At 32.7% G+C, this 16,527-nt stretch carries 12 protein-coding genes; all 12 read right to left on the reverse strand.

Features of this window, described 5'->3' with window-relative positions; genetic code table 11:
* Positions 1 to 7: 7 nt before the first annotated feature.
* The 12 genes from folD to CCC31_RS12560 all read right to left on the reverse strand — a co-directional run bounded on the left by folD (position 8) and on the right by CCC31_RS12560 (position 16,473).
* On the reverse strand, positions 8 to 850 hold the full coding sequence (folD, locus tag CCC31_RS12505) for a bifunctional methylenetetrahydrofolate dehydrogenase/methenyltetrahydrofolate cyclohydrolase FolD (protein WP_118565546.1): 843 nt from the start codon (positions 848 to 850) through the stop codon (positions 8 to 10).
* A gap of 124 nt (positions 851 to 974) precedes the next feature.
* The gene (locus CCC31_RS12510) at positions 975 to 2,645 is read right to left on the reverse strand and encodes a formate--tetrahydrofolate ligase (RefSeq protein ID WP_178515395.1); all 1,671 of its coding nucleotides are present in this window, start codon (positions 2,643 to 2,645) and stop codon (positions 975 to 977) included.
* Positions 2,646 to 2,656: 11 nt separating this feature from the next.
* A complete protein-coding gene (locus CCC31_RS12515; protein WP_290851911.1) occupies positions 2,657 to 5,332 on the reverse strand; it encodes a DNA translocase FtsK in 2,676 nt (891 codons plus the stop codon).
* Between the two features lie 78 nt (positions 5,333 to 5,410).
* Entirely contained in the window at positions 5,411 to 6,283 is an 873-nt protein-coding gene (locus CCC31_RS12520) for an undecaprenyl-diphosphate phosphatase (protein WP_117909824.1), read from the reverse strand.
* A 190-nt stretch (positions 6,284 to 6,473) separates the two neighbouring features.
* Positions 6,474 to 7,145 (reverse strand): ATP-dependent Clp protease proteolytic subunit, encoded by a 672-nt coding sequence (locus tag CCC31_RS12525; RefSeq protein WP_022088500.1) that lies wholly within the window; start codon positions 7,143 to 7,145, stop codon positions 6,474 to 6,476.
* A gap of 129 nt (positions 7,146 to 7,274) precedes the next feature.
* The gene (gene hisA / locus CCC31_RS12530; protein ID WP_290851914.1) at positions 7,275 to 8,051 is read right to left on the reverse strand and encodes a phosphoribosylformimino-5-aminoimidazole carboxamide ribotide isomerase; all 777 of its coding nucleotides are present in this window, start codon (positions 8,049 to 8,051) and stop codon (positions 7,275 to 7,277) included.
* Positions 8,052 to 8,080: 29 nt separating this feature from the next.
* A complete protein-coding gene (locus tag CCC31_RS12535) occupies positions 8,081 to 11,251 on the reverse strand; it encodes an FtsX-like permease family protein (protein ID WP_290851916.1) in 3,171 nt (1,056 codons plus the stop codon).
* Positions 11,252 to 11,276: 25 nt separating this feature from the next.
* On the reverse strand, positions 11,277 to 11,975 hold the full coding sequence (locus CCC31_RS12540; RefSeq protein WP_022088497.1) for an ABC transporter ATP-binding protein: 699 nt from the start codon (positions 11,973 to 11,975) through the stop codon (positions 11,277 to 11,279).
* A 180-nt stretch (positions 11,976 to 12,155) separates the two neighbouring features.
* Positions 12,156 to 13,436, reverse strand: a complete 1,281-nt coding sequence (locus tag CCC31_RS12545) for an O-acetylhomoserine aminocarboxypropyltransferase/cysteine synthase family protein (protein ID WP_118565549.1) — start codon at positions 13,434 to 13,436, stop codon at positions 12,156 to 12,158.
* Positions 13,437 to 13,499: 63 nt separating this feature from the next.
* Entirely contained in the window at positions 13,500 to 14,690 is a 1,191-nt protein-coding gene (gene murD / locus CCC31_RS12550; RefSeq protein WP_022088495.1) for a UDP-N-acetylmuramoyl-L-alanine--D-glutamate ligase, read from the reverse strand.
* 4 nt (positions 14,691 to 14,694) lie between these two features.
* Complete coding sequence (locus tag CCC31_RS12555) at positions 14,695 to 16,068, reverse strand: hypothetical protein (RefSeq protein ID WP_290851919.1); 1,374 nt, start codon at positions 16,066 to 16,068, stop codon at positions 14,695 to 14,697.
* A 201-nt stretch (positions 16,069 to 16,269) separates the two neighbouring features.
* Positions 16,270 to 16,473 carry a hypothetical protein gene (locus CCC31_RS12560; RefSeq protein ID WP_290851921.1) on the reverse strand — a complete coding sequence of 68 codons (204 nt, stop codon included), beginning with the start codon at positions 16,471 to 16,473 and terminating at the stop codon, positions 16,270 to 16,272.
* Between the last annotated feature and the right edge of the window lie 54 nt (positions 16,474 to 16,527).

Genomic DNA, 16,527 nt, shown 5'->3' on the forward strand with positions numbered 1-16,527 from the left:
TTTATCTTTATCTAAATAACTTTGCACTTCTTACGCAATTTGCCAATAACATTGTAACAGTCATTGGTCCAACGCCACCTGGTACAGGTGTTATTGCATATGTTTTTTCACTTACTGAATCAAAATCCACATCTCCACAAAGCTTGTTATCTTCATTTCTATGGATTCCTACATCAATTACAACCGCTCCTTCTTTAACATAATCAGCTGTAATAAACTTTGGCTTACCTATTGCTACAATTAAAATATCTGCTCTTTTTGTAACTTCCTTTAAGTCTTTTGTTCTTGAATGTGCAATTGTTACTGTTGCATTTTCTTTGAGCATAAGCATCGCCATTGGCTTGCCTACAATATTACTACGTCCTATTACCACACATTCTTTTCCTGAGATTTCGACACCTGTTCTCTTTATAAGCTCAACAATTCCTGCAGGTGTACATGGTAAAAATGTTTCTTCACCAATCATCATTTTTCCGACATTCATTGGATGGAAACCATCAACATCTTTCTTGCTGTCAATTCTGTTTAGCACTTCTGTTTCGTCTAAATGTTTTGGTAATGGAAGCTGTACAAGAATTCCATTAATTTCTTTGTCTGCATTTAACTTATCTATTAATTCAAGAAGTTCATCCTGTGTAGTTTCTTCCTTTAATGCATATGTAATTGATTTTATTCCTACATATTCACATGCTTTTTCTTTATTTCTAACATACACAGCTGATGCAGGGTCTTCTCCAACCTTTACGACTGCAAGTGCTATGTCAATCCCCTGTTCTTTTAACTTTGCAACTTCTTCCTTGATTTCATCTTTAATTTCACCTGAAATCTTCTTTCCATCAATTAATTTCATTACTTTATAAACGCTTCCTTTCTTCGCAGTAATTATTATAGTTAAGGAGCAAAATGCATTTTGCTCCTTATTGATACCTACGAATTAATTTTAATTCATTGCATTTTATACACGGCATCATTTATTAGAATAATCCTGTAATCTTTCCATCGTCTGTAACATCAATATCGTATGCTGCAGGATGTTTTGGAAGTCCCGGCATTGTCATTACATTTCCAGTTAATACAACAACAAATCCTGCTCCTGCTGATATATATACGTCACGAATGCTGATTTCAAATCCTTCCGGTCTTCCTAATTTATCTTTATCATCTGATAATGAATACTGTGTTTTAGCCATACATACAGGAAGATTTCCATATCCCATATCTTCAATCTTAGCAATTGCCTTCTGAGCTTCAGGTGAATAATTAACTCCATCTGCTCCATAAATTTCTTTTGCAACTGTTTCGATTTTTTCTTTGATTGGTAATTTGGTATCATATAATGGTTTGAATTTAGATTCTTTATTTTCTAATGTTTCAAGAACTTTATTAGCTAAATCAATTCCACCTTTTCCACCTTTTTCCCATACTTGTGCCAATGCAAATTCGCATCCTCTGTCTTCGCAGAATTTCTTAATATATTCATATTCAGCTTCTGTATCTGTGATAAATGAATTTAATGTTACAACTACAGGGACTCCAAATTTCTGAAGGTTTTCAATATGTTTTTCAAGGTTAACAATACCTTTTGCCAACGCGTCTAAATTTTCTTCTGACAATTCACTCTTTGGAACTCCACCGTTATATTTTAATGCTCTTACTGTTGCAACTAAAACAACGCAATCAGGTTTAAGTCCTGCCTGACGGCACTTAATATCCATGAATTTTTCTGCTCCAAGGTCTGCACCAAATCCTGCTTCTGTTACTACTATATCAGCCATCTTTAATGCTGTCTTTGTTGCTCTTACTGAGTTACATCCATGTGCGATATTTGCAAATGGTCCACCATGAACAAGTGCTATTGTATGCTCTAATGTCTGGATTACATTAGGTTTAATAGCATCCTTTAAAAGTGCTGCCATTGAACCTACTGCCTGAATATCCTTTGCAGTTACAGGCTTACCATCATATGTATAAGCAACAATTATTTTCCCAAGTCTTTCTTTTAAATCTGCTAAATCATCTGCAAGGCAAAGAATTGCCATAATTTCTGATGCAACTGTAATTACAAAATGGTCTTCTCTTACTGTTCCATCAACCTTTCTTCCAAGACCTACAATAATATTTCTTAATACTCTGTCATTGATATCCACACATCTCTTCCATACAATCTGATTAGGGTCAATTCCGAGTACATTTCCCTGCTGAATGTGATTATCAAGCATTGCTGCTAATAAATTATTAGCTGATGTAATTGCATGGAAATCTCCTGTAAAATGAAGATTTAAATCTTCCATAGGAACAACCTGTGAATATCCACCACCTGCTGCTCCCCCTTTAATACCAAAACAAGGTCCAAGAGATGGCTCTCTAAGTGCAATTACTGCTTTTTTATTTAACTGACCTAAAGCCTGTCCTAAACCAACAGTAATTGTTGTCTTTCCTTCTCCTGCAGGAGTTGGATTGATAGCTGTTACAAGTACAAGTTTTCCATCTTCATTATCTTTTATTTTATTCCAATATTCATTTGAAATTTTTGCTTTATATTTACCATATAATTCTAAATCATCTTCTGTTAACCCAATTTTTGCTGTTACCTCTTTAATTGGAAGCATAGTAGCTTCCTGCGCAATCTGAATATCTGTTTTCATTTTCTTCTCCTTTATTGCTCCTCTTTTTTATTATTACCTGAAATATACTCATCAAATTGTTCCATGCTCATAAGTATTTTTCTAGGTTTATTTTGTTCTTCCTGTCCAACAATACCGGCATCGTATAATTGTTCCATTATACGTGCTGCTCTATTGAATCCAACTCTGAACTGTCTTTGCAGCATACTTGTAGAACCTTTGTCTTTTTCAATGCATAATCTTGCTGCCTGTTCAAAGTATTCATCTCTTCCATTTTCTTCTCCATCTTCTTTAGATGGTTCCGATAATTTTTCTTCAATGGAAGTTTCGTAAACAACCTCACTGCTATGCGATACAAGGTATTGAACTGTCCTTTGTACCTCTTCATCAGATACATATGCTCCCTGCAATCTTACAGGTTTAACATAGCCTGATGGATAAAACAGCATATCACCATTACCAAGCAGTTTTTCAGCTCCGTTCATATCTATAATTGTTCTGGAATCTGTTCCTGATGAAACAGTCAATGCAACTCTAGATGGAATATTTGCCTTAATAAGACCTGTAATAACATCTACCGAAGGTCTTTGAGTGGCAATAATCAAATGAATTCCAGCTGCACGTGCAAGCTGTGCAAGTCTGCATATCGCATCTTCAACTTCTTTTGCTGCAACCATCATAAGGTCTGCTAACTCGTCAATTACTATTACAATCTGAGCCATCTTTTCAGGTGGTTCATCTCCTTCGTAATCTCCTGCTTCAATTTTTGCATTATATCCTTTCAAATCTCTTGAGCCTGTTTGCGAAAATTTCTTATATCTTTCTGACATTTCAGCCACAGCCCAATTCAATATACCTGCTGCCTTTTTAGGATCTGTAACAACGGGATATAATAAATGAGGTATTCCATTGTAAACCTTAAATTCAACTACCTTAGGATCAATTATAATCAACTTAACTTCATCAGGTGTCGCTCTATATAAAATACTCATTATTATTGAATTTGTAAATACTGATTTTCCCGAACCTGTTGTTCCGGCTACAAGCATATGTGGCATTTTTGCAATATCTGCAACTACAACCCTGCCTGCAATATCCTTACCTGCCGCAAAAGCAATCTTTGAAGAATTCTCTTTTAGTTCTTTGGATTCTAATAATTCTCTTATATAAACTGTATCTCTTCCTTTGTTAGGAACTTCGATTCCAACTGCTGCTTTTCCCGGAATCGGAGCTTCAATTCTAATATCTGCTGCGGCAAGATTTAATTTGATATCATCTGTAAGTGCAGTTATCTTGCTAACTTTTGTTCCCATTTCCGGTTGTAATTCATATCTTGTAACCGAAGGGCCTTTACTTACATTTGTTACTGTTACACTAACTCCAAAATTCTGAAGAATTTGTTGCAATTTATTTGCTGTTTCCATAAGTTCCATTTTTGATGTTGGATTCTTACTTCCCGGATTTTTATTTAAAAGACTATATGTTGGTTTAGTATATTTCATCTTTTTCTTAACCGGTGCAATAATCTTTCCTTCTGATGATGCTTTTTCAGGCACTTTCGTCTGTGGATTAATTTCCTGTGCATCCATCGTTTCCTGTGAAGGTTTAATTTCCTGCATGCCATAAGGCTTTCTATTCATTACTTCTTTTGCCTCTTTTGAAACAAATATTCTTTCCTTAGGTTTAAACTCTCCATCATTTGCATGTTCATCCGCTATCGGAGTTTTATTAATAGGCTCTTCTTTAAGTTTCGCTGTAACACCACTTTGTTTTCCATATATAAACTGACCTGTCGGTTCTTCTTCTAGATCAATATGTCCACTATATTCCGGTTCTAATCCTTCTATATTAATTTCATGTACATTCTGACTTTCTTCTTTTATTTCTGAGACATTTATAGCATCTAAATCACTAAAATTGACAGGCTTTGCCTTTTCCATTTTTTTCTTTTCAACTTCCTCAGCCCTTACCTTAGCTTCAATCTCCCGATGAACTCTCTGAATTTCCTTTTCCTGTCTGTTTATTTCTTTTTGCTTCTTTCTTTCTATTCTTGCAACTTCCTGCTGTTGCTGAATATCCTTCATATCATCTCTTGCGCTTTCGTAAACGCTGATTCCATGATTTTTAAGCATATCTAAAATAGATTTTTCAGTTAATATAACAATTGTTATAATTGCAATTATTATTACAAACACATAGGTTCCTGCTATTCCAAATAAAGTTTTAAGGCCATCTCCTATGGCTCCACCTATAATTCCACCACCTATTTTATATTCACCACAAAAAGAGTAATATTCACTAACTGTAGTCTTTTGTACATTCAAAATCAAATGTGCAAAAACACATGCATCAAAATAAAGAATTAATGCAGTTACACTTTTAGCAACCGCTCTAACATCGCCTAAATTTACAAACAATATACCTGCTATAAAAAACAGCACAATAGGGAATATATATGCCGGTACTCCAAATGCTCCAAACATAAAATAACTGAGCATATTGCCTACTACCCCGCAAACTCCAAAATTACTTAAAAAAAGTAATAATGCTACCGCAATTAGAATCCATATGTAAATTTCTGATATTATTCTTATCTGTTCACTGGTTCTCGAATTTTTTGAATTGCTCTTACGGGTACCGGTGTTTCGTCCTTTATTTGTTGTTTTTTTGGATTTGGTACCACTTGTTCTTTTTTTAGTAGTAGCCATCATTACCTCCATCAAATTTTTATTATTCAATCAATTACTCTATTTCAGTCATTAAAATAATTACGTTAATTTTTCTTTTTATTTTACAAAATAACCAATAACAGCTATAGCGCCAACTAAATAGCAATAGTATGCAAAATATTTAAATTTCTTATTTCTTACAATAACAAGCATTGTCTTAATACAAATATAGCCTACAACTGCCGCTACTAAAGCTCCGGCAATGTAGCATCCTAAATCTGAAGATGTCATTCCATCTTTTCCAAAATCTGCGATGTCTAGCACTGCAGCACCCATTATTGCCGGAATTGACATAATAAATGAATATTTAACTGCAAATTCTCTTTTTAATCCACATAACAGACCCGCTGTTATTGTAGTTCCAGATCTTGAAAGTCCTGGTAAAGTTGCAATTCCCTGACATGTTCCAATAAATAGTGCATTTAAATAGCTTGTTTTCTTTGGTTTCTTTTTTCCATCAGGAAGATTATCTGAAATAAGAAGAAGTGTTGCTGTTATAATAAGACATATTCCGGGAACTAAAAGAGTAGTTCCTGCTTTTTCAACTAAATCTTTTCCAAAATAACCGATTATACCTGTTGGGATTGTAGATACTATTACCAGCATTGCGAATTTTCTATAACCATTACATATTACTTTTCTGTAAAATGGCTCATCCTGCATTTTTTTGCTGACAAAAAACTCTTTTATATTAAAGCAAACATCAACAATAATTCCTATTCCATCTACTATAAGACGTCCTATATCTCTCCAGTAAACTAAGAATACTGCCAGCAATGTTCCAACATGTAAAATAATATCAAATGAAAAACCGATATCTTCCATTCCAATTAATTGCTTACATATAGTCAAATGTCCTGAACTACTTACAGGTAAAAACTCTGTCAGTCCCTGCACAATTCCTAATATTATCGCCTTAAATAATCCCATGTATCCACCTACTACTTTCCAAATAGTTTTATCCTTCTAAAATCCATAAGTACATTTCATTTTACTATTTTTTCAATCTTAATTCAAGTTATAATACATATTAATGCTTGGCAGCTATAAAAGCCATAAAAGGTCTAAGCCCACTTATGAACAAACTCACGCGGACTTAGACCTTTTGCCCCTTACATCATTATATTTTTTTATCATCTATCATGGATTTTAATTTATTCATTGCCTCCTTTAAGCCACCAACTTCGTTTATTATTTTTTTATCCACTGTTTCCTTTCCAACAAGAATACTTCCAACGTCTTTTGTAAGCACTTCAGTTTCTGTCATCAATGTTATAAATCTATGCTCAGTTATCCCGCAATGATTAACAACAAATTGGTTTATTCTTTTTTGTATTCTCATAAAATAATCATATGTTTGTGGAACACCAATAAATAATCCATTCATTCTTACAGGATGTATTACCATTGTTCCGGTCGGAACAATAAATGAATAATCCGTAGAAACAGCTAATGGCACTCCTATTGAATGACTTCCTCCAAGGACAAGTGAAACTGTAGGTTTACTCATACTTGCAATCATCTCTGCTATTGCAAGTCCACACTCCACATCTCCACCAACAGTATTTAATATAACAAGCAAACCGTCTATTTCATCATTATCCTCAACTTCCGCAATCGTTGGAATAACATGTTCATACTTTGTTGTTTTCGTATTACTGCTAAGACAATCATGCCCTTCTATTTCACCTATAATATTAAGCAAATGTATTTTCTTATGTTCTTTATTTTTATCTAAATCAGTCTGCCCATATTCTATGATATCGTCATTTTTTTCTTTATTTTCACTCATAAAAAACCTCCATACTACTTTCTATAAATAGTATGGAGATTTTTCAAAATAATATTATAAACCACTTAAAAGATGCCAATCATAAAATGCTATACGATTGCACAAGAATAAAAATGTAACCTATCATTTTTATTCATTATATTTAGCAACTATTTCCTGATATGATAAATGTCCACCAAAAATATCCAATGCACTTCCTATTGTAAAATCTAATTTTGCATCACATATTTTTTTGAAATTATCTATCTGATCTACACTTGCAATTCCGCCTGCATAAGTAATTGGGTTCTTCTCCCACTTTGAAAGCAATTTTACTAACTCTTCTTCCATTCCCGAACCTTTTCCCTCCACATCAACTCCATGGATTAGAAATTCATCACAATATTTGGAAAAATGCTCCATTGTTTCTTCATTTAATTTAATGTTAGTAAATGTCTGCCATCTGTCTGTAACTATATAATAATCATTGTTTTTCTTTCTGCAACTTAAGTCCAATACAATTTTACTTTTACCTACTGCCTTTACAAGTTTGTCTAAATTTTCGTAATTTACTTCTCCATTTTTGAATACATATGATGTAACAATAACATGACTTGCTCCATTTTCAATATATTCAGCTACATTTTCTGCATTAATTCCTCCACCTATCTGCATTCCTTCCGGATAAGCAGCAAGCGCTTCAAGTGCCTGCTTTTTTGAAGCCTCAAAATACTCGGAATCTGCTGCATTTAAAATAATAATATGTCCACCTTCAAGATTGTTATTTTTATACATATTTGCATAATATGCTCCACCTTTTTGTGACACAAAATTTTCCTGTGCCTTATTGCCTTTATCTTTAAGCGTTCCACCTACTAACTGTTTTACTTTCCCATTATGAATGTCTATACATGGTCTGAATTTCATTTTTTCTTCCTATCTTTCTTTTTTATTTACTATTCTCCACTTTTTAGTGATGTTGCCATATCAACTTTTTTCAATTTAAAATGCATCGAAATATTAATTATTACAGCAAATAAAATTGTTAATAATGTGCTATAAATGTAACCACGCGTTCCAATATTTCTTCCAAACATAACCATATCAATTTCTGCCGTCTGAATTACAAATTGGTGCAAAATTATTCCAAATCCAATGCCTATTATAATTCCTAAAATTGTGATAATGACATTTTCTCTGTAAATATAACCTGACACTTCCATATCATAAAAGCCAAGTACTTTAAATGTTGCCAATTCTCTTCGTCTTTCAGCAATATTTATATTGTTAAGATTATAAAGTACAATAAATGCAAGTAGTCCTGCCGAAAATACAAGTACGATTACAACCGTATCCATACTTTTCATCATTTCACTAAAACTATTATATGTTGTCTGTAAGAATGATACTCCTGCAACACCATCATTACTCATTATTTTATTTCCTATTTTATCGTCTATAACTCTGCCTTTTTTCAGGATACAAAAAGCAGTATTCATTTTTGCATCTTTCCCGGTTATCTGTTTATAATATTTTCCGGTCATATACATATAATGATAACTATAATTTTCGATTATTGCACTAACCTTTACATTATATCTTACAGTATCGCTTTCTTTGAAATAAATTTCATCGCCTACTTTGGCTCCGATTTTCTTAGCCATTTTTTCAGATATAAGCACACCATCATCATTTAACTTATATTTTTCATTTTTAGTTCTGCTCTTAAATGTAACGTATTTAGATATATCATCTATGCTTTCAGGTATAACTATGTATGTACTTACCGTACTATTTTCCTTTCCAACATCATAATTCAATACATCTGCCTGTAAATTATCTTTTATATCCGAATTGCTGTTGAGAATCTTTTTAAGTTCATCCGTTCCATTCTTCTTAGTCCATTCATCATCGTATGTAACTGTCAAATCATAATGGAATAAATCGTCAAACTGTATTGTTAATATTGAATTTATGGAATTTTTAACGCCAAATCCAACAAGCATTAAAGCCATACATCCACCTATACCAAACAAAGTCATGAACAATCTTTTTTTGTATCTAAACAGATTTCTAAAAGTCGATTTTATATTAAAACTTAGATGATTCCAAATAAAAGGTATTCTTTCAAGCAGCACACGCTTTCCGGCTTTTGGAGCTTCTTGCTGCATAAGTGATGCCGGTTGTTCCATAAGTGCTTTATAACACGCAAGTATTGTTGCACCTATTACACTTACTGCTGCTGCAAGACATGCTGTCACAAAATAATATCCATTTATAGGAATTTCTATTATATATAAATTCTGATACATCAATCTATACGCAGTTATTATAATCCATGGTAAAGTTTTGCTACCTGCTATACCTCCAATTATGCCACCTGCAATTGTTGCAACTGCTCCATATGCGATATATTTTCCGGCTATGCTTCCTTTTCCATAGCCCAGTGCCTTAAGTGTTCCAATCTGAACTCTTTCTTCCTCAACCATTCTTGTCATAGTCGTCAAACTTACCATTGCTGCAACCAAAAAGAATATAAGTGGAAATACTTTTCCTATATTTCCAATACGCTCTGCGTCCTGACCAAATTCAACAAATGACACAACCGTTTGTCTGTCCAGCACATACCATTCTTTCTTTTCTATCTCATATACTTTATCTTTTGCCTTATCTACTTTTCTTTGCGCTTTGTTAAGCTTTTTCTGAGCCTTAGCAAGCTTCGTATATGCCTTATCAACCTTTTTTTGTGCCTTTATAATCTCATTTTTACCATCAGTAATTTCTTTTTTTCCATCAGCTAGTTTTTGCTTTCCGGTTTCAAGTTTTTCTTTCGTATTATCTAATACTGCTCTTGATTTTTTTAATTCCTGCTTTCCAACAATTAAACTTTTCTTTGCTTTATCAAGCTTCTTTTTACTTTTATCCAGTTTAATTTTTGCTTTATTTAATTGTCGCTCATGTTTAGAAATCTCTGACTGTGCACTTTCAATCTGGCTCTTAACCTGCGGCACATCACTCATTCCCATTGCAGCAAATCTTTTTTTAGTGTTATTTAAATCATTTTTCCCACTTTCAAGTTCTTTTACTCCTGTTTTATATTTAGCATATCCACTTTCATATTGTTTTTGACCATTTTTATACTCTTTTTCACCTTCTTTCAATTTTACGCTGGCAGATTCATATTGCTTTTCCCCTTTATTGTATTGTTCAACTCCACTTTTATATTCTTTTTCCTGCTTTTTTAATTCACTTTCTCCCTCTTCTATTTTTTTACTATTTTCTTCTATTTCCTTCTGTCCATCATCCGCTTTTTTCAAACCTTTTTCGTATTTTTTATAATTTTTATCTATCTTTTCCTGAGCTGACTGAATTTCTTCATTTGCCACGTCAACTATTTCTTCGTATCTTTTTTGTTCCATAGCAGGCGCAACTTTTTTAATTTTATTTGTCACTTTATCAACATACTTTTCATATTTTGTTCCATAGCTGTCTAACTTTTTAGCACCTTTTAATGTAATATAAATATCAGAGAAGTTATCCATATCAAACTGATTTTTATTAATAATTATTAATCCATCAAGTTTTCCTGAACCTACTGTACTGCTTCCTTTGTGAAATGATAAATAATTACCTGTACAAAAAGTTCCTTTTACGGTATATTCCTTTCCCTTTACGTATTCATTATCAACTGTTATCTTGTCCCCTACCTTAATGTAATTATGTTCAGCTAACTGTCTATCCACAAGGCACTCATCATCTGACAGTTCATTCACATTTGTTTTCACTTTATTAATTGTATCCGTTCTAGACATCATTTTCACGGTATACTCTGTTTCTCCATTCTTAACTACCTGATCCACATTATATATACCTTCGATGTCTTTTATTTCATCTATAGACTTTAATGCATTAATATCGTTATTAGTTACTCCAAGTTCACTTACAACTCTAATATCATAAATGTTTTCTTTATCATAAATTGCATCCACGGATTTTCTCATGTCAGGTTCCGTAGAACGTATTCCGGCATAAAAAGCCACACCAAGGGCAACAATTAAAAGCAGGGATAAAAACCTGCCAAATGTCTTTTTTATTTGAACATAAAATTCTTTTCTTAATGCCTTCATATAGCTACCTCTTGATACTTAATTTTTACCATTCAATTTTTTCTACCGGAAGTGGATTTTCATTTATTGTCATATCACTGACTTTACCGTTTTTGATTTTAATTATTCTGTTTGCCATTGGTGCAATTGCCTGATTGTGCGTAATTACAACAACTGTCATACCTTTTTTACATGTATCCTGCAATAATTTTAATATAGCTTTTCCTGTCTGATAATCTAATGCTCCTGTCGGTTCATCTGCCAATAATAATTTAGGATTTTTTGCAATTGCCCTTGCAATAGATACCCTTTGCTGCTCTCCTCCTGAAAGCTGTGCCGGGAAGTTTTTCATTCTTTCCTTAAGTCCAACGCTTTCAAGAACTTTTTTTGCATCTAACGGATTTTTGCAAATCTGACCTGCCAGTTCTACATTTTCCAATGCTGTAAGATTTTGCACCAGATTATAAAACTGAAAAACAAAACCAATATCATGTCTTCTATATGTAGTTAACTCCCTATTGCTGTATCTGCTTATATCTTTTCCATCAACAATAACGTTACCGGAAGTCAATTTATCCATTCCACCTAAAATATTAAGTACGGTAGTTTTTCCTGCTCCTGAAGGTCCGACAATAACAACAAATTCTCCTTTTTCAAATGAAAAATTCATTCCATCTGCCGCCTTTATTGTTATTTCTCCTGTTTTATATTCTTTTACAACATCTTTTATTTCAACGTAACTCATAAATCGCACCTCCTAAAAGCATGTTTCATACTACCATCTACCATCTAAAATCTAATTTCTCTTATATATATATTAACTGACATTTTTTTTTCATTCAAGGGCAAAGTAACTTTGTTATCTTTAATAAAATTAAAGGTCTTCATGTTTAATCCATGAAGACCTTTGTTTTGTTTAATACATTTAAATTCTATTTAAAGCCTGTTCTAAATCGTTAATAATATCATCAGCATTTTCTATACCGATTGAAAATCTAATTAAATCCGGTTGAACTCCTGCTTCAATTAACTGTTCATCTGTCATCTGTCTGTGTGTATGGCTTGCAGGATGAAGTACACATGAACGTGCGTCTGCAACATGAGTAACAATTGTAATAAATTCAAGGCTGTCCATAAATTTAATTGCCGTTTCTCTTCCACCCTTTAATCCAAATGTAATTACACCACATGTACCATTTGGCATATATTTCTTAGCCAAATCATAATATTTGTTTCCTTTTAGCATCGGACAGTTAACCCACGCTACTTTATCACTGCTCTGAAGGTATGTTGCCACCTTTATAGCATTTTCACAATGACGTGGCATTCTTAAATGGAGTGTCTCAAGTCCTACATTTAACAAAAATGAATTCATAGGTGCCGGAATCGAGCCTAAATCTCTCATAAGCTGAGCTGTTGCCTTTGTAATATAAGCTCCCTTTCCAAATCTTTCAGTATATACAATTCCATGATATGAATCATCAGGAGTTGTAAGTCCCGGGAATTTATCTGCATGGGCATTCCAATCAAATTTTCCACTATCAACAATCGCTCCACCTACTGCCATTGCATGACCATCCATATATTTTGTTGTTGAATGTGTAACAATATCCGCTCCCCACTCAAATGGTCTGCAGTTAATTGGTGTTGCAAATGTATTGTCTACTATAAGTGGCACTCCGTGTCTGTGGGCTGCCTTTGCAAACTTTTCAATATCTAATACAACTAAAGATGGATTTGATATTGTTTCGCCAAATACCATTTTTGTATTTGGTTTAAATGCAGCTTCTAATTCTTCTTCTGTACAATCAGGATTAATAAAAGTTACATCTATTCCCTGTTTCTTCATTGTAACTCCAAAAAGATTAAATGTTCCTCCATAAACATGTGCTGAACATATAATATGGTCACCTGCTTCGCAAATGTTAAATGCTGCATAATAATTTGCTGCCTGTCCTGAAGATGTAAGCATACCTGCCACACCACCCTCTAAATCGCAAATTTTCTGTGCCACAACATCATTCGTAGGATTCTGAAGTCTTGTGTAAAAATATCCTTCTTCCTCTAAGTCAAATAATCTGCCCATCTGTTCCGAATTGTCATACTTATATGTAGTACTTTGATAAATAGGAAGTACTCTTGGCTCTCCATTTTTAGGCTGCCATCCTCCCTGTACGCATATAGTGTCTAAGTTTCTCTTTTCCATTTTGTAACCTCACTAACTTTATTATTAGCACATACTTTGTGTTTACCATCCCCGTATAGTTTTTTATAAACCTAAAGTGTGTTTGTACAAATCACCACGCTCTTCAAAATTCTTAAAATGATCATATGAAGCTGCTGCCGGTGACAATACACACGCTTGTCCTGATTTTGTAATTTCTTTTGCCTTATTTGTTGCCTCTACTAAGTTATTACACATATAAAGATTTTCTCTGCCTGATAACATATCATAAATTTTTTCACCTGAAGCATACATGCAAATAACATTTACCTTCGTATTCTTTTCAAAATAATCACAAAGAATCTGATAATCAATTCCTCTATCCATTCCACCGATAATAATAGTTCCAATATTTTCAATACTTTCTACAGCCTGAATTGCTGACTGACATATTGTCGAAATTGAATCATCATAATAAGTAACTCCGTCTATTTCCCCTAAACGTTCCATTCTATGTGGAAGCCCTTCAAAAGATTCGATGTATTTTGTTACTTCTTTTTCATCTAATCCAAAGCACTTTGTAGCAATATAATATACTACATTTGCATTGTATTGGTTATGTATTCCTCTTAATTTAAGGAAGAAATCTTTTGCTAAATTTTTATCTGACATAACAACTTTTCTTGCATTTACCGGTATATCTAAATCGATTTCCTCATTTACAATAAAAGTATCTGTAACTCTCTGATATCTGAAAATATTAAATTTAGCATTTTTATATCTTTCCATTGTATCGTAGTAATCCAAATGTTCTTCATATAAATTAAGAAGGACTGCTATTTTAGGTGATGCCTTTGCATGTGCCAACTGATGGCATGACATTTCATACACTATTGTAGTATCATCTTTTATTTCGTCATATCTCTCAAGACATGGTCTTCCTATATTACCAACTAATACACAATCTACTCCACAATTCCTTAAAGTTGTGTACAACATAGATGCTGTGGTACTCTTTCCTTTTGTACCTGTAATACCAATTATATTTTTTGCAAATTGTGCTAACATCAATTCCGTCTGTGAAGTAAATTTAATATTATCTTCATGGCATTTTATGCCCGGACTTTTAACAATTATATCATATTTATCACAATCAATATCTTCGTATTTACCTTCAAAAATATCATATTCACAATCAATATTATGGTCTAAAATGAAATGTTCTGTTGATTTACCTTCTCTTCCATATCCCCAAATTAAAATCTTTTTCCCTGTTAAAATATCTGCTATTTTCATATAACTACACCACTTTCCTTATTTCCTTTACAAAATTGTCCGGCACAAGATGCTCATCGCACCATTCACCTAGCAGTATCTTTAAATCTTCTCCATTATTCACAATATAGTCTTTATATTTTTCAGTAAGTTTTAGTTTTTCACCCTTTTCAATAATATATTTCAAGCTTGCCACAACTTCACTTCGTGTTCCCACACACTCAAATGGTTTGTTCTCATCTATTCCTACAAGTTCTCTGAAATACTTTTCTAAGCTCTCTTTGTTTAATAAATTTTCACCAAAAACTTCTGTCAATCTCTCCTGACTTAAGAATGGTGAAAGAATTATATATACAAATAAACATTTTGGACAATCGCAACACCAAATACCTTTTTTACTTCCTGCATTACAGCTTCTAAATATTTCAAGGTACTTGTCACTTGATGCAAATATTTTTGCAATCTGTATTTCTGTAAGTGGTCTTAATAAACTAAAGTATCTTATGTCTGACTCCACTATGGTTGCAATGTAATCATTAAAATCTAATTCAAATTCATAACTTTTTGAATATTGATGATTTACTTTTGAATCTTTAACCGTTGATTCGTTTGCGCTGTTTTCATTTGACAAAGTTATATATTTCTGTCCGTTTAATGCAGCTGTTAATACTGAAGAAAATGCAACAATAGCAGAAAATGGTGTATGTCCATTAATATATCCCTCACTATTTAACTGTAACATTGTTTTATCTAATGTTCTCCTACAAAGAATATCTCCAATTTTATTATCAGTTACATCTATTACTTTCTTTACGGCTTCAATTCTGTTTACGCTGTAAGTTGTTATTTTCTCATCTTTAATTCTTTTAAGCACTTCTAATGAAACACATGAATCTTTTCCACCACCAATAGGCACTAAACACCCTTCATATATCCCATGCAATTTAACAGGCTTTGTGCAATCTGTCTGTTCTTTACTATAATCACAAACTAAATGCATGAATTCTTTTTCATACGCTTCAATGCCATTAACATAAAAGCATTCGCCTAAGCCATTGTAATATAGTTTCTTCCACCATTGTAACTGTGTATCAGTCAATACTCCACACTTAATAATAACATTCTGTGGACATGCAATTTTCCAATAACTGACTAATTCTACCATTCCCAAATTAAAAATCAGTCTGTTTATTGCATCTTCATTTGCATCAACAATATTCTTATACGGTATTTTCCATGTCGGATGAAACTCTGCAAGTCCCGGCACAACAAAATTATATTTAATATCTAATTCATCACTATTCTTTTTAACTTCATAGGAATCAAAAATAAATTCTTTATATTCACTTCTTAATAAATCATATTTTTGCTGTCCTGTCAGTTCCTTTAGATTCTGCATATATCTCTCCCACCTTGCTGACAATAATTCATAATTTATAACATCAACTAAATTTTATGATATTGAATCTAATTATACCATTATTAATACGCTAATTGCAATTGTTTGTGAAAAATTTCACAAAAAATATGTAATAGTCCAATTATAAAAACGAACTATTACATATTTTAAGCACATATATTGATTACATCTTTATATTTTCTATTCCAGTTTGTAATCCTTTAACATAATATGCGCTACAATCGTACATATAGTAAATAATATTAAAAGCACTGCCATTAAAACTATAAACTGTGTTGTTGTCATTGGTATTCCCGCAAATACTACAATAATAAATACCACAAATATAATTGTAGCTATTATATTTGCCACTTTACCTATTTTTATTTTCGTTTCCTGTGACATATTTTTTCCTTCTTTCGTGTTCTATTTTTTCTTCATCAATACAAAAATCTCCCG

The sequence above is a fragment of the Eubacterium sp. LMAG:50 genome (genome assembly GCF_008680265.1).
Lineage (GTDB): Bacteria > Bacillota > Clostridia > Lachnospirales > Lachnospiraceae > Eubacterium_U > Eubacterium_U album.